The sequence below is a fragment of the Micromonospora sp. CMU55-4 genome (genome assembly GCF_011602315.1).
Taxonomy (GTDB): domain Bacteria; phylum Actinomycetota; class Actinomycetes; order Mycobacteriales; family Micromonosporaceae; genus Micromonospora; species Micromonospora chalcea.
On record NZ_JAAOLH010000009.1, the window covers coordinates 131,422 to 150,925 of the forward strand.

18 protein-coding genes and 1 tRNA gene are annotated in these 19,504 nt (G+C 71.6%); 4 read left to right on the forward strand and 15 right to left on the reverse strand.

The window, feature by feature from the left end; translation table 11 throughout:
• Position 1: 1 nt before the first annotated feature.
• The 8 genes from HA073_RS17585 to HA073_RS17620 all read right to left on the reverse strand — a co-directional run bounded on the left by HA073_RS17585 (position 2) and on the right by HA073_RS17620 (position 7,971).
• On the reverse strand, positions 2–913 hold the full coding sequence (locus HA073_RS17585) for an ABC transporter substrate-binding protein (protein WP_104114974.1): 912 nt from the start codon (positions 911–913) through the stop codon (positions 2–4).
• Between the two features lie 32 nt (positions 914–945).
• Positions 946–1,656, reverse strand: coding sequence for an ABC transporter ATP-binding protein (locus tag HA073_RS17590; protein WP_043329572.1), 711 nt, complete (start codon positions 1,654–1,656; stop codon positions 946–948).
• Positions 1,646–2,491, reverse strand: a complete 846-nt coding sequence (locus tag HA073_RS17595; RefSeq protein ID WP_030503808.1) for an ABC transporter ATP-binding protein — start codon at positions 2,489–2,491, stop codon at positions 1,646–1,648. Before HA073_RS17595 ends, HA073_RS17590 begins: the two co-directional genes overlap by 11 nt.
• The gene (locus HA073_RS17600) at positions 2,484–3,623 is read right to left on the reverse strand and encodes a branched-chain amino acid ABC transporter permease (RefSeq protein ID WP_030503807.1); all 1,140 of its coding nucleotides are present in this window, start codon (positions 3,621–3,623) and stop codon (positions 2,484–2,486) included. The genes HA073_RS17595 and HA073_RS17600 overlap by 8 nt, the downstream gene beginning before the upstream one ends.
• Positions 3,620–4,570, reverse strand: coding sequence for a branched-chain amino acid ABC transporter permease (locus HA073_RS17605; RefSeq protein ID WP_043329571.1), 951 nt, complete (start codon positions 4,568–4,570; stop codon positions 3,620–3,622). The genes HA073_RS17600 and HA073_RS17605 overlap by 4 nt, the downstream gene beginning before the upstream one ends.
• A gap of 105 nt (positions 4,571–4,675) precedes the next feature.
• Entirely contained in the window at positions 4,676–5,836 is a 1,161-nt protein-coding gene (locus HA073_RS17610) for a branched-chain amino acid ABC transporter substrate-binding protein (protein WP_043329570.1), read from the reverse strand.
• A gap of 257 nt (positions 5,837–6,093) precedes the next feature.
• The gene (locus tag HA073_RS17615; protein ID WP_166456874.1) at positions 6,094–7,314 is read right to left on the reverse strand and encodes a hypothetical protein; all 1,221 of its coding nucleotides are present in this window, start codon (positions 7,312–7,314) and stop codon (positions 6,094–6,096) included.
• A gap of 36 nt (positions 7,315–7,350) precedes the next feature.
• Positions 7,351–7,971, reverse strand: coding sequence for an ANTAR domain-containing response regulator (locus HA073_RS17620; protein ID WP_043331122.1), 621 nt, complete (start codon positions 7,969–7,971; stop codon positions 7,351–7,353).
• 104 nt (positions 7,972–8,075) lie between these two features.
• On the opposite strand from HA073_RS17620, the gene HA073_RS17625 reads away from it, so the two are divergent.
• Both HA073_RS17625 and HA073_RS17630 read left to right on the forward strand, forming a co-directional pair.
• Positions 8,076–8,149 (forward strand) — tRNA-Leu (locus HA073_RS17625).
• Positions 8,150–8,184: 35 nt separating this feature from the next.
• On the forward strand, positions 8,185–8,934 hold the full coding sequence (locus HA073_RS17630; RefSeq protein WP_166456875.1) for a transcriptional regulator: 750 nt from the start codon (positions 8,185–8,187) through the stop codon (positions 8,932–8,934).
• Positions 8,935–8,970: 36 nt separating this feature from the next.
• On the opposite strand, the gene HA073_RS17635 is transcribed toward HA073_RS17630, so the two are convergent.
• The gene (locus tag HA073_RS17635; RefSeq protein ID WP_166456876.1) at positions 8,971–10,146 is read right to left on the reverse strand and encodes a PLP-dependent aspartate aminotransferase family protein; all 1,176 of its coding nucleotides are present in this window, start codon (positions 10,144–10,146) and stop codon (positions 8,971–8,973) included.
• A gap of 83 nt (positions 10,147–10,229) precedes the next feature.
• On the opposite strand from HA073_RS17635, the gene HA073_RS17640 reads away from it, so the two are divergent.
• Both HA073_RS17640 and HA073_RS17645 read left to right on the forward strand, forming a co-directional pair.
• Positions 10,230–10,709: an Lrp/AsnC family transcriptional regulator gene (locus HA073_RS17640; protein ID WP_030503801.1), complete on the forward strand. Its 480-nt coding sequence runs from the start codon at positions 10,230–10,232 to the stop codon at positions 10,707–10,709.
• Positions 10,710–10,770: 61 nt separating this feature from the next.
• Positions 10,771–11,766 (forward strand): LLM class flavin-dependent oxidoreductase, encoded by a 996-nt coding sequence (locus tag HA073_RS17645; protein WP_205797685.1) that lies wholly within the window; start codon positions 10,771–10,773, stop codon positions 11,764–11,766.
• A gap of 167 nt (positions 11,767–11,933) precedes the next feature.
• Here the strand turns inward: HA073_RS17645 and HA073_RS17650 are convergent, their stop codons facing one another.
• From HA073_RS17650 to HA073_RS17675, 6 genes are all read right to left on the reverse strand, one after another.
• Positions 11,934–14,219, reverse strand: coding sequence for a cellulose binding domain-containing protein (locus HA073_RS17650; protein ID WP_166456878.1), 2,286 nt, complete (start codon positions 14,217–14,219; stop codon positions 11,934–11,936).
• A 420-nt stretch (positions 14,220–14,639) separates the two neighbouring features.
• On the reverse strand, positions 14,640–15,740 hold the full coding sequence (locus tag HA073_RS17655) for a sulfite exporter TauE/SafE family protein (protein WP_104112821.1): 1,101 nt from the start codon (positions 15,738–15,740) through the stop codon (positions 14,640–14,642).
• A 111-nt stretch (positions 15,741–15,851) separates the two neighbouring features.
• Positions 15,852–16,319 carry an Rrf2 family transcriptional regulator gene (locus HA073_RS17660; protein ID WP_043329564.1) on the reverse strand — a complete coding sequence of 156 codons (468 nt, stop codon included), beginning with the start codon at positions 16,317–16,319 and terminating at the stop codon, positions 15,852–15,854.
• A gap of 70 nt (positions 16,320–16,389) precedes the next feature.
• Entirely contained in the window at positions 16,390–17,268 is an 879-nt protein-coding gene (locus HA073_RS17665; protein ID WP_043329561.1) for an acyl-CoA thioesterase II, read from the reverse strand.
• Entirely contained in the window at positions 17,265–18,713 is a 1,449-nt protein-coding gene (gene pyk / locus HA073_RS17670; RefSeq protein ID WP_043329559.1) for a pyruvate kinase, read from the reverse strand. The genes HA073_RS17665 and pyk overlap by 4 nt, the downstream gene beginning before the upstream one ends.
• A gap of 405 nt (positions 18,714–19,118) precedes the next feature.
• Complete coding sequence (locus HA073_RS17675; protein ID WP_043329557.1) at positions 19,119–19,484, reverse strand: YciI family protein; 366 nt, start codon at positions 19,482–19,484, stop codon at positions 19,119–19,121.
• Positions 19,485–19,504 lie beyond the last annotated feature (20 nt).

Here is a 19,504-nt window from a genome sequence, read left to right on the forward strand (position 1 = left end):
GTCAGACCGACGGGTTCAGTTCGGCGTTGGTGATGGCGCCGCCCTCGACACCCCACTTGCTGAGCGCCGCCTTGTAGCTGCCGTCGGCGATGACCGCCTGCACGGCCTCCTTGAGCACCTCGGCGAACGCCTGCTGCTCCTTGTTCACCGCGTAGCCGTAGGGCGCCGACTCGTAGATGTCGCCGAGCACCTCCAGCTGGCCGTTGCTCTGCTTCACCGCGTACGCGCCGACCGGGGAGTCGGCCAGCATGGCGTCGTTCTTGCCACTGCCCACGGCGGCGGTGGCGTCGCTCTGCGCCTGGTACTGGTCGATCTTGATGGCCGGCTTGCCGGCGTCGGTGCACTTCTTCGACCGGGCGGTGATGTCGTCGAGCTGGACCGTACCGACCTGCACGGCGATCTTCTTGCCGCAGGCGTTCTCCGGGTCCACCCCGGCCGGGTTGCCCTTCTTGGTCGCCCACTGGGTGCCCGCCGAGTAGTAGCTCACCATGTTGACCGTCTTCAGACGGTCGGCGTTGATGGTGAACGACGAGACGCCGACCTCGTACTTGCCCGAACCCACACCGGGCAGGATCGCGTCGAACGGCGCCGACTCGTACTCGGCCTTGAGACCGAGCTTCTGCGCCACCGCGTTGAACAGCTCGACGTCGAAGCCGACCACGGTCTTGCCGTCCTGGTCCAGGAACTCGGCCGGGGCGTACGTCGAGTCGGTGCCGACCTTGATCACGCCGTCGGCCTTGATGGCGTCCGGCACCTTCGCGGCCAGGTTGGAGTCGGCCGTGGCGGACACCGACGGGCCGTCGCCCGGCTCGGCCGAGTTCTCCTTCTCGCCGCACGCGGCGAGGGAGAGCAGCAGGACGGCCGCACCGGCGACGCCGAGCGCCGCCCGCCGTCCGGGGTTGGGGTGGAACATGGCTGTACTCCTTATTGCGAGGGGTCGGTCGGTCAGGCCACGCCGAGGTAGGCCTCTTTGACCGAGGGGTCGTGCAGCAGGTCCGCGCCGGTGCCGCTCTTGACGATCCGGCCGGTCTCCAGCACGTACGCCCGGTGGGCGCGCGCCAGCGCCTGCTGGGCGTTCTGCTCCACCAGCAGGATCGTGGTGCCCTGCTGGTTGATCTCCGTGATGATCGTGAAGATCTGCTGGATCAGCATCGGCGCGAGACCCATCGACGGCTCGTCGAGCAGCAGCAGCTTCGGCCGGCTCATCAGCGCCCGGCCGACCGCGAGCATCTGCTGCTCGCCGCCGGAGAGCGTGCCGCCGGCCTGCTTGCGCCGCTCGGCCAGCCGCGGGAACAGGTCCAGCACCCGGGCCAGGTCCTGCGCGATGCCGGCCTTGTCGCGCCGGGTGTACGCGCCCATGTCGAGGTTCTCCAGCACCGTCATGCCGGGGAAGATGCCCCGGCCCTCGGGCGCCTGGCACAGCCCGCGCCGGACCCGCAGGTCGGCGCGGAGCTTGGTGATGTCCTCACCGGCGAACTTGATCGTGCCGGAGGCGACCGGCCGGATGCCGGAGATCGCCCGCATGGTGGTGGACTTGCCGGCGCCGTTCGCGCCGATCAGCGCGACGATCTCCCCCTCGTCCACGGTCAGGCTGATGCCGTGCAGCGCCTGGATCCGCCCGTAGAGCAGGCTCACGTCCTCGATCTCAAGCAGCATCGTCCGGCACCCCCAGGTACGCCGCGACCACCTTCGGGTTGTCCCGCACCTCGGCGGGCAGCCCTTCGGCGATCTTCTTTCCGAACTCCAGGACCACGATCCGGTCGGTCACGCCCATCACCAGGCGCATGTCGTGCTCGATCAGCAGCACCGTCACGCCCTGGTCCCGGATCTGCCGGATGAGCTGGAGCAGCTCCTCCTTCTCCGCCGGGTTGAAGCCGGCGGCCGGCTCGTCCAGGCAGAGCAGCTTCGGGTCGGTGGCCAGCGCGCGGGCGATCTCCAGCCGGCGCTGCTCGCCGTAGGACAGGTTGCGGGCGAACTCGTGCATCCGGTTGCTGATGCCGACGAACTCCAGCAGGCGCTCGGCCTTTTCCCGGCCCTCGCGCTCCTCCTTCCAGTGCCGCGGCAGGCGCAGCAGGGCGGCGATCACGCTTGTCTTGTGGTGCGCGTCCGCGCCGACCTGGACGTTCTCCAGCGCGGTCATCTCCGGGAAGAGACGGATGTTCTGGAACGTACGGGCCATGCCCATCCGGGTGATCTGGTGGCGCTTCTTGCCACTGATCTTCTGGCCCAGGAACCGGATCTGCCCCTCGGTGGGCTGGTAGATACCGGTCATCGCGTTGAAGCAGGTGGTCTTGCCGGCGCCGTTCGGGCCGATCAGACCGAGGATCTCCCCCTTGTAGAGGGTGAAGTCCACGTCGTTGAGGGCCACCACGCCGCCGAAGCGCAGCGTGACGTGGTCGACCTCCAGCAACGGCTCCCGCTTGTCGACCGTCTCGACGGCGGGGGCCGCCGCCTGGGCCGGAACTGCCGGGGTCTGCTCGGTGTCACTCACCGACGATCACCTCCTTGCGGCGGTCCTTGAACTCCGCCGCTCGTCGCCGGTTCGGGATCAGGCCCTGCGGCCGGAAGATCATCATCACCACGAGCACCAGACCGAAGAAGAGGAACCGGTACTCGTACAGCTCGATGCCGAACAGCTCGATGCCGCGGAACCGCTCGATCATGTACGCGACCAGGCCGCCGCCGACGATCGCGCCGACGATGTTGCCCGAGCCGCCGAAGATGACGGCGGCCAGGATGATGATCGAGTTGAGCAGCTCGAAGTTCTGCGAGTTGACGAAGTTCTGCTTACCGGCGAACAACGCGCCGGCCAGGCCGGCGATGGCCGCGCCGGAGGCGAACGCCCACAGCTTGAACTTGAACGTCGGCACACCCATGAGCTGGGCGGCGTCCTCGTCCTCACGGATCGAGATCCAGGCCCGGCCGACCCGGCTGTGGGTCAGGTTCCGCACCCCGATCACCACCAGGATGATCAGCGTGAGCACCAGCCAGTAGTACGGGCGGGCGTCGAGCACGCCGAACCACGGCCGGCCGTCGGCGTACTGGCCGGGCGGGTGCGGAATCTGGTTGAAGCCGCGCTGTCCCTTGAGGAACTCGGAGCTGACCGCAGCGATCCGGATCATCTCGGCGAAGCCGAGCGTCACCAGCGCCAGGTAGTCGCCGCGCAGACGCAGCGTCGGCGTGCCGAGCATGACGCCGGAGACCATGGTCAGGCCGATCGCGATCGGCACCACCGCCAGCCACGGCCACAGCGTCTTGAGGTCACTGCTCGGCGAGGTCAGCACCGCCACCGTGTACGCGCCGACGGCGAAGAAGCCGAAGTAGCCGAGGTCGAGCAGACCGGCGAAGCCGACCACGATGTTGAGCCCGACCGCCAGCAGCACGTAGATCGAGACCGTGAACATCACCTGGGTGAAGTTCGCTCCCGGGGTCGGGATCGGCCCGAGGTATTGGTAGAACTCCTTGTTCGGCAGCGCGTAGAAGAACGCGATGACCGCGACCAGCAGCACCCAGCGCACCCAGCGCGGCGCGTGGTGCCAGCGCTCCGAGATCGCGTGCCGGCCCTGCCGCAGCTTGTCCGCCGCCGTCTCCCGCCGCTCCGGCGGGTCGATGGTGGTCGTCATGCGCGTGCCCTCCCCAGTGATTCGCCGAGCAGACCGGTCGGCCGGAACATCAGCAGCACGACCAGCACCGCGAACGCGGCGAAGTCCTTCCACTGACTGCCGAACAGGCCCGCGGCGTAGTTCTCCACGACGCCGAGCAGCAACCCGCCGACGAGCGCGCCGCGCAGGTTGCCGATACCGCCGAGCACCGCGGCGGTGAACGCCTTGAGGCCCAGCAGGAAGCCGACGCTGTAGGTGAGCGTCTGGATCCGCACGTCGTAGAGCAGGCCCGCGACGCCGGCCATGGTGCCACCGGCGATGAAGACCATCAGGATGATGCGGTCCTTGTTGACGCCCATCAGCGCCGCCGTGTTGGCGTCCTGGGCCACCGCCCGGATGCCGCGGCCGGTACGGCTGCGGTTGATGAACTGGTCCAGCGCGAACATCATCACCAGCGCGGAACCGATCGTGAGCAACTGCACCGCGTCGATCGGCACCCCGGCGATGTGGAACAGCGGCTCCGAGCTGACCAGGATCGGCGCGCCCTCCGGCCGACGCCGGGTGTAGACGCCGAACGCCTCGGAGATGGCGATCGAGGCGCCGATGGCGGTGATGAGGAACGCCAGCGGCGGCGCGTTGCGCTTGCGCAGCGGCCGGTACGCCACCCGTTCGATCACCGTCGCGGTGCCCGCCGAGGCGATGGCCGCCACGATCATCGCCACCAGCAGGTAGAACAGGATCGAGCCGAGGCCGCTGACCTGCGAGTTCTGGTCGAGTCCGAATCCGTTCCAGGTCCAGATCGCGGCGAACGCGCCGGCGATGAAGACCTCGGAGTGGGCGAAGTTGATGAGCCTGAGCACGCCGTACACAAGCGTGTAGCCGAGCGCGACCAGGGCGTAGATGGCGCCCTGCGTCAAGCCGGTCGTGGTGAGTTCCCCGAAGTTGGAGAACAATCCGTCGAAGTCCAAGGGAGGGACGCTCCGTCGCTCAAGAGAAAAAGAGGGTGCGGCCGGGAGCCAGCTCCCGGCCGCACCCGCGATCACTACTCAATCGCCAGTCCAGCGATCGAACGATCAGGACTTGGGGATCTCCTGGTCCGGGACGACCTTGCCGCCCTGCACCTTGAACGCCCAGACCTTGACCTGCGCCGGGTCGAGCTCGCCGCCCTCGACGAACTTGTAGCTGGCGGCAACGCCCTCGCCGCTGTAGCCCTTCACGAACTCCAGCAGGTCGGCGCGGCTGCTCTTGCCGGCCTTGATGCCCGCCAGCAGGATGTTCGCCGCGTCGTAGGCGGTGTCGCTGTAGGTGCCCGGGTCGGTGCCGTTGAGCGCCTTGAAGTCGGCGGCGAAGGTGCCGCGCGCCTCGGTGGACGGAGCGCAGGGGCAGGTGAGGATGGTGCCCTCGGCGGCAGCCGCACCGGCGGAGGTGATGTACGCGCCGTCGTTCACGCCGTCACCGGCGACCAGCGGAGCGGTGACCCCGGCAGCGGTGAGCTGCTTACGGATCAGACCGGCCTCCTGGTAGTAGCCGCCGTAGAAGACCGCCTTCACGTTGGCGGCCTTGACCTTGGTGACCACACCGGAGAACTCGACCTGCTTGCCCTCGCCCTGGACCTTGTCGCTGCCCACGACCGCCGGGCCGAGGACCTTCTTGACCTCGTCGGCCAGGCCGGCGCCGTACGCGGACTGGTCGTCGATGACGTAGACCCGGTCGGCCTTCATCACGTTCTTCATGTAGTTACCGGCGGCCGGACCCTGGCTGAAGTCGTTGCCGACCGCGCGGAAGAACGTCTTCCAGCCCTGCTCGGCGAGGCTGGGACGGGTCGCGGAGGGGGTGATGGTGACCAGACCGGCCTCGTTGAACAGCGGACCGGCGGCCTCGGACTCGCCCGAGTAGGCCGGACCCACGACACCCAGGATCTTGGTGTCGTCGATCGCCTTCTGGGCCAGACCCGGCGCCTGGTCCGGGCTGCCCTGCGAGTCGAGCTCGGCGAGCTCCACCTTGCAGTCCGGGTTCTCCTTGTTGTACTTGTCGACGGCCAGCTTGACGCCGTTCTTCTCGTTGATGCCCAGCGCGGCCGAGCTACCGGTCAGCGCGCCGAAGAAAGCGATCTTGCTCCCGCAGGCGCTGCCCCCGGAACCCTCATCGTCGCTGCCGCTGGAACAAGCGGTGCCACCGGCGACGAGCGCCAGCATGGCGACCCCGCCGATCACGCGTGCGAGCTTCTGCCTCAAGGCCCGAACCCTCCTCCGTCCATGATCCGAACCACCCGCCGCTGATTGGCCCTTGCGGGGTGGACGAACCAAGACCGTCGTCGCCGGTCTGGGCCGGGACGTTATCCCACCGGAAGCGGTGGCGTAAGACCTGGAAAGCGGGGTTGACCGAACCGTTACACGCGGTGGCGGATTCAAGCCGATCGCCGTAAGAACCGTAGGCGGGGAAAGGCTTTCACCAACTATTCCTCGGTAACGGGCCTATCGGCGATCACCCGCTACCGATCGATGGCCGGCAACGCCCCCCACCAGGCACGGGACGTTTTCCCATCGTCGGCGACCACGAACAGCCCGTCGTCGCCGACGGCCACCGCCAGCGCCGCGTCGCCACCGTCCGGCACCGGCACCGGAGTGATCACCGGAAGCCACGACGCGCCGCCGTCACGCGACATCCAGAGCCGTCGCTGAGCCCCGTCACCGGTCACCGCGACGAGCCGCCGACCCGCCGCCGCGAGCGCGTCCACCGACGACACCCCGGGACCCGCCGTACCGAACCCGCCGACCCGCCGCCACCCCTGCGCCGCACCCGCCGAACCGGCCGACGGCGAGCCGCAGTCGTCGCACCCGCGCCACACCGCGAACCGGTCACCCACCGGCCCGAGGACCACCGGCCCGCCGTCGGCCGGCACCACCCGCTCCGCCGCCCCGGCGGCGCCCGCCGGCACCGGCAACGCCGCGCGCCGCCACACCCGGCCGTCGGCCGAGGACCACGCGAGCGGAACCCGGGCCGTACCGCCGGGCGGCAGCAACGACCCCACCACCAGCCAACCCGAGCCCACCGCCGCCACGTCGTACGCCGCCGTCCGGCCCCGGCCGTCACCGGCCAGCTCCGCCACGCCCTCACGCAGTACGAACCCCTCGGCGTCCGGCGACGCCCACACCGACGCGCCGTCCGCGCGCGACCCGGCGACCAACCACCCACCCGGCCCGGCCGCCAGCCGCGACGCGCTCACCGCGCGCGGGCCACCGAACAACTCGAACGCCGCCGGCACCTCCCGCACCGGCCCACCCGGACGCCAGACCCACGTCCCGGTACGCGGATTGCCGTGCACACCACCGGTCTTCGCACCCAGCGCCGCCATCCCGTCGTCGCGGCACGCGACCGCGTAGAGCACGTGCTGACGGCCGTAGAACGTCTGCCCGCGTACCGGGATCGGCGACCAGGTCACGCCGTCCGATGAGGACCACACCGCCGGCCGGGTCTCCCCCGCCGCGTCGACCAGCCCGCCCACCACGTACCAGCGGCCGGCACAGCGCGCCGCGTCCCGGGGCACCGGGCGGCCTGCGGCACCGTCGGGAAGGGCCAGCTCCACGGCCCGCCACTCCGGGCGCACCGGCACCGGCACGGGCAGCGGCCGCGGGGTGGCGTGACAGGCCGCCACGAGCGACGCGGCAGCGGTCACGGCGGCGAGCGCCGGCCGGACGCGCACGGAAGGCATGGACCCGATCCTATCGATCGGGCACCTTCCGGCAGGTCAGGAAGCCGGCTGCTCCACCTCGCCGCCGGCGGTCTCGGCGAGGATCCGCTCGGCGACCTCCTTCATGGTCATCCGGTGGTCCATCGCGGTGCGCTGGATCCACTTGAAGGCCTGCGGCTCGGTCATGCCGTACGTGGTCATCAGCGCGCCCTTGGCGCGCTCCACGGTCTTGCGGATCTCCAGCCGGTCGGTGAGGCCGGCGACCTCCGACTCCAGCGCGGCGATCTCCGAGTAGCGGGACAGCGCGATCTCGACCGCCGGCACCAGGTCGCTCTTCTGGAACGGCTTGACCAGGTACGCCATCGCGCCGGCCGCCCGCGCCCGCTCCACCAGGTCACGCTGGCTGAACGCGGTCAGGATGATCACCGGGGCGATGCGCGCGCCGGCGATCCGCTCGGCGGCGGCCAGCCCGTCCATGATCGGCATCTTGATGTCGAGGATGACCAGGTCGGGCTTGAGCTGCTCGGCGAGCTTGACGGCGGTCTCGCCGTCGCCGGCCTCGCCGACCACCTCGTAGCCCTCTTCGACGAGCATCTCGGCCAGGTCCAGCCGGATGAGCGCCTCGTCCTCGGCGATCAGAACGCGCTTGCGCTCGGCGTCCGCCTGCATCTCGCCCACGAGCCACTCCCACCGGTTCGAGCCCGACACCCGCCCTGCCGGGTGTCGCCGCCCCTAGCGTAGTAGGTAACCTATGGCACGACGCGAGAGCGTCGCGCGAGCCTGTCCCCGTATTCCAACCGGTAGAGAAACGGAGCTCAAACCTCCGACAGTGTGGGTTCGAATCCCACCGGGGACACCGAAACTGTCGTACGCGCGTTCGAAGATGTCCGCGTGCATCCACCCGAGATACGCGCGCGAGCACGTCAGGCCTTCCTGTCCGGGGCCACCGTCGCGGAGGCGGCCCGCGCAGTGGGCCTCAACTACCGCACCGTCTGGCACTGGTGCAGGGATCGGCCGGAGTCGAAGCAGCACGGCACCGCGCTGCGGTGTTTCCGCTGCCGCGAGAGTGTCCGCGTTCCGACAGATCCGGCGGCCTATGCCTATCTCCTCGGGCTCTACCTGGGCGACGGGCATCTCGTGACCAGGGCGCGGGTGCCGGTGCTCCGGATCTCCTGCAGTGACAGTTGGCCCGGGCTGATCGAGGCTTGCGACGACGCCATGCGGCGGGTCCTGGCGGCGAAGGTCCAGCGCGTCCAACATCCGGGCTGCGTCAGCGTGCAGAGCTACGGCAAGCACTGGCCGTGCCTGTTCCCACAGCACGGACCCGGCAAGAAGCACCAACGCCCGATCGTCCTGGCGGACTGGCAGCGCCCCATCGTCGAGGCTCAGGCGGGCGACTTCCTGCGCGGCCTCTTCCACTCCGACGGGTGCCGCTTCGCCAACCGCGTCGTCGTCCGGGAGAAGGAGTACGTCTATCCCCGTTACATGTTCCACAACGAGTCGGCCGACATCATGGGCCTGTGCCAGCAGGCCCTCGACCGGCTCGGCATCGCCTGGCGGATGAACCGACCCAACTCCCTGTCGGTGGCCCGCCGGGAGGCGGTCGCCGCCCTCGACCAGCACGTCGGCCCCAAGTCGTGACCGGCCCGCGCCGCCAACCCGGCCGACCGGCAGGCGTCAGATCCGCGCCAGCGCTCGCGCGAGGTCCGCCCGCAGGTCCTCCGGGTCCTCCAGGCCGACCGAGACGCGCAGCAGCCCGCCGCAGGGCTTCGCGTCACCCTCGACCGGCCGGTGGGTGAGCGAGGCTGGGTGCTGGATCAGCGTGTCGACGCCGCCGAGCGACACCGCGTGCGTGATCAGCTCGCAGGCGCCGGCGACCTCGGCCGCGGCGGGCGCGCCACCGCGTACCTCGAAGGCGAGCAGGCTGCCGGTGCCGGACATCTGCCGGCCGACCAGCCCGGCCGGGTCGTGCAGGGACGGGTGGTGGACGCGCTCGACGGCGGGGTGCCCGGCGAGCCAGGCGGCGAGCTTCTCCGCGCCGGCCTGCTGGGCGCGGACGCGCAGCGGAAGGGTCTGGATGCCGCGGTGCAGCAGGTACGCGCCGAGCGGGTGCAGGACGGCGCCGGTGACGGCGCGGACCTGGCGCAGCCGGGCGGCCCAGTCGGGGGCGCAGGCGATCACGCCGGCGAGGACGTCGCCGTGGCCGCCGATGCTCTTGGTGGCGCTGTGCAGCACGAGCGCGGCGCCGTGGCGGGCGGGCTGCTGGAGCACCGGGGTGGCGACGGTGTTGTCGACGAGCAGCGGGACGTCACCGGCGGCGTCGGCGAGCGCGGCGATGTCGACCAGGTCGAGGCTGGGGTTCGCCGGGGTCTCGACCACGACCAGGGCGGTGTCGGGGCGGATCGCGGCGGCCACGTCGGCGGGGGCGGCCCAGGTGACCTCGGTGCCGAGCAGGCCGGTGGCGAGGACGTGGTCGGTGCCGCCGTAGAGGGGGCGGACGGCGACGATGTGGCGGTTGCCGTCGCGGGTGGCGGCGAGCAGGGCGGCGGTGAGCGCGGCCATGCCGCTGGCGAAGGCGACGGCCTCGGCGGTGTCTTCGAGCTGGGCGAGCGCGGTCTCGAACCGGGCCACCGTGGGGTTCCAGAGGCGCTGGTAGACGGCGCTGCCGCCGGCCGGGAGGGTGCCACCGGTGGCGAGCGTCTCGTAGTCGTCACCGCCGCCGGCCACCGAGGGCAGCGGGTTGGTGGTGGACAGGTCGATCGGCGGGACGTGGACGCCGAGCCCGGCGAGGTCGGCGCGCCCGGCGTGTACGGCTGCGGTGTCCACGGAAGTCATGCCGGAAGCGTCGAACATGACGATGGCTAGAGGCAATAGCAGCGAAGAAGATTCTGACAATCACGCTTTCGCCCAGCGGTGATTCGGTGAAGGATGGTCACATGCCTGCCGCACCGAATGATGTACGGCCGTTCGCCGGCCTGGACGACGTCGACCGCGCGATCCTCACCGAGCTGGCGGCCGACGGCCGGCTGCCGAACAACGCGCTGGCCGAGCGGGTCGGGGTGGCGCCGTCGACGTGCCTGACGCGTACCCGGGCGCTGCGCGAGTGCGGGGCGATCCGCGGGTTCCACGCCGAGGTGGACCCGGCGGCGGTGGGGCTGCCGTTGCAGGCGCTGGTGTCGGTGCGGCTGACCGCGCACGAGCGGGCCGCTGTGGACGCGTTCCGGGCCCGGTCGGTGCGGCTACCAGGGGTGGTGTCGGTGTTCCACGTGGCCGGCGCGGAGGACTACGTGCTGCACGTGCGGGCCGCCTCCGGTGACGCGCTGCGGGACTTCGTCCTCGATCATCTCGCAGTCGATCCGGCGGTGCAGCACACCCAGACCAGCCTGATCTTCGAGCAGGCCCGGGGTATGGGGTAGCGCACCCGGCGGAACAATTCCGGCACGTGGCCTGTTGCACCACGCTGTGATCGACGTACCCATGTCTGTTCTTGATCTTGCCCCGGTGGCGGCGACCGGCAACGCCGGTGAGGCGCTGCGGTACACCACGGAGCTGGCCCGCCGCACCGAGGAGCTGGGCTACCGCCGGTTCTGGGTGGCCGAGCACCACAACATGCCCGCCATCGCCAGTTCCGCGCCGGCGGTGCTGCTCGCGCACCTGGCGGCGAACACCAGCACCATCCGGCTCGGCTCGGGCGGGGTGATGCTGCCCAACCACGCGCCGCTGGTGGTGGCCGAGCAGTTCGGCACCCTGGAGGCGCTGCACCCGGGCCGGATCGACCTGGGCATCGGCCGGGCGCCCGGCACCGACCAGGTGACCGCGCTGGCGCTGCGCCGCACCATGGAGGGCCTGTCCGCGGAGCACTTCCCGCGTGAGCTGGCCGACCTGATGAACTACTTCTCCGGCGCCGAGCCGGGCCCGATCACCGCGACGCCGGGCCGCGGCCAGTCGCCGCAGGTGTGGCTGCTCGGGTCCAGCGGATTCAGCGCGCAGCTGGCCGGCCTGCTCGGGCTGCCGTTCTCGTTCGCGCACCACTTCAGCTCGCAGAACACGATCCCGGCGTTGCAGCTCTACCGGCAGCACTTCCGGCCGTCGCAGTGGCTGGACCGGCCGTACGCGATGGTGGCGGTCAACGCGGTCTGCGCGGAGACCGACGAGCGGGCCGAGTGGCTGGCCGGGCCGGCCGGGCTGTCGTTCCTGAAACTGCGCTCGGGGCGCCCGGAGCCGCTGGTCACGCCGGAGGAGGCGGCGGCGTACCCGTACTCGGAGTTCGAGCGGGAGTTCGTCGCCCAGCGCCGCGACGGCCAGGCGACCGGCTCGCCGGAGACGGTGGCCCGGCAGCTCGGGGAATTGCTGGAGCGCACCGGCGCGGACGAGCTGATGCTCACCACGATGGTGTACGACGTGGCGGACCGGGTCCGCTCGTTCGAGCTGATCGCCGAGAAGGTGGCGGGCGGGCTGCGCCGGGAGGGCTGAAACACGCTCTTCATAGCCACGTCACCGCAGCGTCGCGCGGGACGCATAACTTTGTCCCCGGTGGTGGTACGGCATTCCCGGTCGGGACGGGTCGGGAATGCTGCGGTGTGGTGCACCGGGTCGCCGGCGGAGCGGATTCCGCGGCCGGCGACCCGGTGCCTGTCGTTTCAGCGCAGGTAGATGTTCGGCGCGGCCGGGGTGCTCATGCCGTCGCCAAGGTAGAAGCCCGGGTGCGGCGGCTGGTTGTAGGCGGTGTTCTGCCAGGCCACCGCCACCCGGTACTGCGGGTCGTGCATCAGCGTCGGCAGCCGCAGGCCGGTGGTGACCGGCGTGCTGTAGATCCGGAGCGCGGTGCTGTCGGAGGTGCGCCAGACGACCTCCTCCCGCCAGTCGCCGAGCAGGTCCGCCGAGAGCGCCGGGGTGGACTTGGTGCCGTTGTTCGAGGCGACGCCGCTGCCGGTGAGCAGCCGGGTCTCCCCGCCGGTGCCGTACTTGTCGATCTTCGTGGCGTCGAGCAGCTCCCGGACCGGGTCGCCGTCCCACCAGATCAGGAAGTTCGCCGACGACGGCTTGCGCCCGACGTTCTGGCCCCGGGTGTTGAGCAGCCCGTCGACGGCCGACGACCAGGACTCCGCGCCCGGGCTGCCGGCCCAGACGTCGCCGGAGACGCCGCGGCCGTTGTCGCCGTTCGGCGCGGTCTGCCAGATGATCTGCCCGGTACGCGCGTCGGCCATCCAGGAGCTGGGCTTGCTGCCGTCCTCGTCGACCTTGAACACCTCCAGGCCGGCGCGGGACGGGTCGAGGTCGCCGACGTGCAGCGCGTCGCCGTGGCCGTTGCCGGTGGAGTACAGCAGCCGGCCGTTGTCGTCGATGGTGGCGGCGCCGTACACGATCTCCTGGCGGCCGTCGTTGTCGACGTCGGCCACGGAGAGCTGGTGGTTGCCCTGGCCGGCGGCGGCGCCGTTGCCGGAGGCGTTCGAGTCGAACGTCCAGCGCTTGCGCAGCGTGCCGTCGCGGAAGTCCCAGGCGGCGACGACGGCCCGGGTGTAGTAGCCACGCGCCATGATCAGCGAGGGGCGCTGCCCGTCCAGGTACGCGGTGCCGGCGAGGAACCTGTCGACCCGGTTGCCGTACGAGTCGCCCCAGGACGAGACGGTGCCGCGCGGCGGGTCGTAGTCGACTGTGGACAGGGCCGCGCCGGTGCGGCCGTCGAACATGGTCAGGTACTCCGGGCCGGCGAGCACGTAACCGCTGGAGTTGCGGTGGTCGGCCGAGCCGTTGCCGATCACCTGACCGGTGCCGGAGCGGGTGCCGTCGGCGGTCTTCATGGCCACCTCGGCGTCTCCGTCGCCGTCGTAGTCGTACACCTGGAACTGGGTGTAGTGGGCGCCGGCGCGGATGTTGCGGCCCAGGTCGACGCGCCACAGCCGGGTGCCGGTGAGCGTGTACGCGTCGACGTAGACGTTGCCGGTGTAGCCGGACTGCGAGTTGTCCTTGGCGTTCGACGGGTCCCACTTGAGCACGAACTCGTAGCGGCCGTCGCCGTCGAGGTCACCGACGCTCGCGTCGTTCGCCGAGTAGCTGTACCCCTCCCCGGCCGGGGTGGTGCCGCCGGGCGGCGGCTGGATCGGCACGTCCAGGTAGCCGTTGGCGAACTGGAGCGCCGGGGCCGACGCCGCCTGCTCGGCGCCGTTCACCACGGCCCGCACGGTGTACGCGGACCCGGCCGCCGCGCCGCTGTCCAGGTACGTGGTGGCGCCGGTGATCGGGCTGGCGTTGACCTTGGTGCCACCTCGGTAGAGGTTGAACGCCACACCGGTGGTCTCGGTGCCGAGCAGCCGCCAGGAGACGAGGTTGCCGCTGCCGGAGCGGACGCTGACCAGCCCTCGGTCGAGCTTCTCCATCTGCTTCGCCCCGTCCGGCGGGTCGGTGGGCGGGGGCGTGGTTGGTGGCGGTGTGCTGGGCGGAGGTGTGGTGGGTGGCGGCGTGGTGGGCGGAGGCGGCGTCGACGGCGGCGCGCTGGTGGACGGCGCGCCGGTGCAGGCGGTGCCGTTGAGCGTGAACGCGGCCGGCACCGGGTTCGACGCGTTGTTCCACGAGCCGTTGAAGCCGAAGTTCGCGGTGCCGCCGGTGCCGATGGCCGCGTTGTAGCCGGCGTCGCGGGCGCTCACCTGCGCGCCGGACTGGCTGACCGTCGCGTTCCACGCCTGGACGACCTGCTGGCCGGCGGCGAAGCTCCAGCCGAGGGTCCAGCCGTTGACCGGGTCGCCGAGGTTGGTCACTGTCACGTCGGCGCCGAATCCGCCGCTCCACTGGTTGGTGATCCGGTAGTCGACCCGGCAGCCGACGGCCGCCGCCGCGGCGGTCATCGTGGTGAGCGCGCCGGCCGACAGGGTGAGCGCCGAGGCCGCGGCGAGCAGCGCGAGTCGGCGGCGTGGGGTGGTGAGGTGCACGGAGATGCCTTTCGCGGAGGTCAGGCACGCGACGACGCCGGCCTGCCCGGACCGGCGGATACGTACCCTGACGCGACGGGCGACGTCAACGCATCGACGTCGATGATTCGGCTCCGCGCTCCGTCAGCCTAGGTCACCGCCGGACACCCCCACAAGCGCGGCAGCGTGCGCGGGGCGGGCAGCGCGGCGGCGCGGGGCCGGGCGGGGCGGCGAAACGGCGCGGTGGAGTGGCGGCGCAGGAGCGCGGCGGCCAACAGCCGACGCCGACGCCGACGAGAAGAGATGCCTGAAAGCCGATATACCTCAGAGTCATAATTATGACTCTGAGGTATATCGGTCAGCAGGACATGTATCTACGGCGCGCGACACGCCGAGACAGAACACTCCTGGGCGATGGCGCGGCCCGGGAACGCGAGCGGCTCAGCCCTCGACGGCGGCGGCGAGCTTCCGCGACTCCGCGGCCTCGGCAGGCTCGGAGGTCTCGGCGGTGACCACCGGCTCCGGGACTTGCCCCGACTTCGCGGCCTCTGCCGACCCGACGGATTCCCCCGGCCGAGCGGACTCCCCCGCCTCCGCGGGCGACGCGGAGACGGGCGCGGCCTCGACCGGCGACGCGGAGGCCGGCGACGCGGAGGCCAGCGCCGCTTCGACGGTGGCGCGGGCGCGGCGGGTGCGGCGCAGCGCCCGCACCGCCAGGACAATGGCGACCACCCAGGCGACACCGAGCAGCGCGTACACCACCACCGGCGCCGAGCCGCTCACGCCGCCGGCGCTGAGCAGCGTGCGGGCGTTGGTCAGCACGATCACGCCGCCGATCACGGCGCCGAGCAGCTGAGCGGGAACGATGCGGACCAGCCAGGCCGCGATCGGGGCGGCGATCAGGCCACCGATCAGGAGCGCCGCCACCGTGGGCAGCAGGAAGCCCTCGGTGCCCAGGCCGATCAGGAAGCCGACGCTCGCCGCGCCGGCCACGACGAACTCGGAGGTGTCGACCGAGCCGATGACCTTGCGGGGTTCCATCCGGCCGGAGACCAGCAGCGCCGGGGTGGCGACCGGGCCCCAGCCTCCGCCGCCGGTGGCGTCGACGAAGCCGGCGACCAGGCCGAGCGGGGCGAGGAAGCGGCTCCGCAGCCGGCCGGCGGCGCGGGTGGCCCGAAGCGGCCGGGAGAACCGCACCAGCAGGTACGCGCCGAGCGTGAACAGGATGGCCGCCATCCACGGCGCGGCGGCCTCGGTGGAGATGGAACTGAGGAACGTCGCCCCGGCGAACGCGCCGATCGCGCCGGGCAGCGCGATCCGGCCGACGACCCGCCAGTCGACGTTGCCGAAGCGCCAGTGCGAGACGCCCGCGGCGAGCGTGGTGCCGATCTCGGCCAGGTGCACCGAGGCCGACGCGGCGGCCGGCGCGACACCGGCGAACAGGAGCAGCGTCGAGGAGGTCAGCCCGTACGCCATGCCGAGCGAGCCGTCGACCAGTTGCGCGGCGAGCCCGACGAGGGCGAGGACCAGCAGCTTGCGCACGAGCGCCCCCTGACTTTTCGGTATCTCCTATCGACTTGGTCGACAATGCGGCACGAAGGTGGTCCCGGTCAAGTCCCCCATCCGGTTGGTAGGACGCGCCGGACGGCGCGGTCAGCTCCAGGCGCGCGGGTCGGCGGCCAGTTCGTTGACCCGGCCGGGCAGCTCACCGGAGGCCACGTCGGCGATCGTGACCAGCTCCAGGATCTCCCGCTCGCTGGCCCGCAACGCGATCCAGACGTCCTGCAACGCGCGGGCCGCGCCCTGATAGCCGAGCTGTTCCGGACGCTGGCCGCGCACGTGCGCGAGCGGCCCGTCGATGACGCGGATCACCTCGGCCAGGGAGATCTCACTCGCCGGCCGGGCCAGCCAGTAGCCGCCCTCGGGGCCACGCTGGGCGTGCACGATGCCGCCCCGGCGAAGCTGGAGCAGGATGCTCTCCAGGAACTTCGGCGGGATGTCCTGGGACCGGGCGATCTGCTCGGCGGTCACCGGGCGGCTCCGCTCGGCGGTCCCGTCCGCGACCGAGGCCAGCTCAGCGGCCGCGCGGAGGGCATAGTCGACCCGGGCGGAAAGACGCATACGGCCAGGTTAGTCCGCTCGGGTGCGGGCCGCCCCGCCGACCCGCGCCCGGACGATCATCACCCGCCGCTCAGCCGCCGACGCGGCGCAGCAGTCCCTCCTGCACGGCGCTGGCGATGTGCCGCCCGTCGGCGGTGAACATGCGGCCGGTGGCCAGGCCACGGCCGCCCGACGCGGACGGGCTCCAGCAGTCGTACAGGAACCACTCGTCGGCGCGGAACGACCTGTGGAACCACAGCGCGTGGTCGAGGCTCGCGCCGACCACGCCGCCCGGGCCCCACACCTCGCCGTGCACCGACAGCACCGAGTCCAGCAGCGTCAGATCGGAGGCGTACGTCAGCGCGCACGCGTGCAGCAGCGGATCGTCCGGCAGCTTGCCGTCCAGCCGCATCCACACCCGCTGGTGCGGTTCGGCCGGGCGGTCGCCGGGGCGTACCCAGCCGGGCTCGCCGACGTAGCGCACGTCGATCGGGCGCGGGATCATCCCCCAGATGCCGAGCCGCTCCGGGTAGCGGGAGAGCCTGTCGGTCATGGTCGGCACGTCGTCCGGGCCGGGCACGTCCGGCGGCACCGGGGCGTGGTGGTCCAGCCCCTCGTCCTGCCGCTGGAACGACGCCGACATGAAGAAGATCGGCTTGTCGTGCTGCAACGCCACCGAGCGGCGCACCGAGAAGGACCGGCCGTCGCGGACGTTCTCCACCTGGTACTCGATCGGCTCGGCCGGGTCACCGGGGCGCACGAAGTAGCCGTGCAGGGAGTGCACGGCCCGCTCCGCGTCGACGGTGCGGCCGGCGGCGACCAGGGCCTGGCCGGCGACCTGCCCGCCGTAGACCCGCTGCGGGCCCACCGGCGGGCTCATCCCCCGGAAGGTCATCTCCCCGGTACGGTCCAGGTCGAGCACCTCCAGCAGCTGGTCGACCGCCGCCTGCCCGGTCGCCGCAGCACTCACTGGAGCGCTCGCGCCGAGGCCGCGTCCACGAGCGAACCCAGCTGGTGCACGCGCAGCGTGTTGGTGGAGCCGGGGGTGCCGGGCGGGCTGCCCGCCACGATCACCACGTAGTCGCCCGGGTTGGCCCGGTTGAGGCCGAGCAGCGCCTGGTCGACCTGGCGGAACATGTCGTCGGTGTGCTGGACGAACGGCATCAGGAACGTCTCCACGCCCCAGGAGAGCGCGAGCTGGTTGCGCACCTCCGGCACCGGCGTGAAGGCCAGCAGCGGCAGGTCGCAGTGCAGCCGGGCGAGCCGCTTGACGGTGTCGCCGGTCTGCGAGAACGCCACCATGGCCTTGGCGCCGATGGCCCGGGCGATGGAGGAGGCGGCCACGGTGAGCGCGCCGCCGTGCGTACGCGGGTCGTGCTGCAACCGGGGGACGGCGATCGAGCCGGCCTCGGTGGTGGTGACGATCTTGGCCATGGTGCTGACGGTGAGCACCGGGTACTTGCCGACGCTCGTCTCGCCGGAGAGCATCACCGCGTCCGCGCCGTCGAGCACCGCGTTGGCCACGTCGGAGGCCTCGGCGCGGGTCGGGCGGGAGTTCTCGATCATCGAGTCGAGCATCTGGGTGGCCACGATGACCGGCTTGGCGTTCTCCCGGCAGAGCTGCACGGCGCGCTTCTGCACGAGCGGCACCTGGTCCAGCGGCAGCTCGACGCCGAGGTCGCCGCGGGCGACCATGACGCCGTCGAAGGCCAGCACGATCGCCTCGAGGTGGTCGACCGCCTCGGGCTTCTCGACCTTGGCCAGGACCGGGCGGCGCACGCCCTCCTCGTCCATGATCGAGTGGACGAGCTTGATGTCCTCGGGTGAGCGGACGAACGAGAGCGCGACCAGGTCGACACCGAGGCCGAGGGCGAAGCGCAGGTCCTCCGCGTCCTTGTCGGACAGGGCCGGGACGCTGACCGCCACGTTCGGCAGCGAGACGCCCTTGTTGTTGGAGACCGGGCCGCCCTCGGTGACCAGGCACCGGATGTCGTTGCCGGTGACGTCGCTGACCTCGACCGCGACGCGGCCGTCGTCGATCAGCAGCCGGTCGCCCGGCTTCACCTCCTGCGGCAGCTTGCGGTAGGTGCAGGAGACGCGCTCCTTCGAGCCGACGACGTCGTCACCGGTGATCACGACCGAGTCGCCGGTGCGCCACTCGTGCGGGCCGTCGGCGAACCGGCCCAGCCGGATCTTGGGCCCCTGGAGGTCGGCCAGCACCGCGACCGGCTTGCCGGACGCCTCGGCGGCCTCGCGGACCAGCCGGTAGACCGATTCGTGGTCGGCGTGACTGCCGTGGCTGAAGTTGAGCCTCGCCACGTTCATGCCCGCCTCGACGAGCCCTCGGATACGCTCCGGGGACGAGGTGGCGGGGCCGAGAGTACAGACGATCTTCGCGCGGCGTGTCACGCCCATCAGGCTAGTCTCTCCTCCGGATCGGCCTCCCGGCCGACCCCTTGCGGACAGCGGAACAGTTGTCCAACGACGCGCGTGTACCGCGCGGGCGGGCGGTTGGCGTACCGCACCGGAACGTCGTGTGTGGCGGGCATCGGCGACCGCGCGGCGGAAATGGTACCCCTCGCCGTCACGTGCCGGCCGGGTGCTCCCGTGGATGCCGTCCGCCCTCGCCGTGGCGCGGCCCCGCCGGACCGGCCGGGGGCAGGTTCGGGCAGCCGCCGGGCGGCCAGGCCGCGATGATCTCGGCGAGCAGGTGGTCGGCGCGCAGCCCGGACGCGGTCCGCTCCAGCGGGACCCGGCTCGCGGCGCCGTGGAAGTGGTGCAGCGCGATCGCCGAGAACGGCGACGAGACCGCGCCGGCCGTCAGCTCTCCGTCTTGACCAGCGGGAACTCCAGCGAGCCGGCCGGGCAGAGGAAGGTCAGCACCTCGACCCGGTAGAGCCCGGCCTGTACCGCCGGGTCGGCCTCCATGACGCTGCGCACGTCGTCCACCGAGCCGGTGCGGGCCAGGCCGAAGCCGATCGGCGGATCCGGTTCCCGGGCCGGGCCGTCCACCGAGCCGTCGACGAGCACGATGCCGCGCCGTTGCAGCGCCCGCATGTGCTGCAGATGCTCGGCCTGCAGCCGTTGCACGGTCTCCTCCGGCAGGGCCCGGCCGGACGGCCCCGGGTAGAGCACGATGCACTCGTACGTGTCCAGCGCGAAGTCGAGCCGTGGCGTCGTGCCCATGCGCACCTCCTGCTGACCAC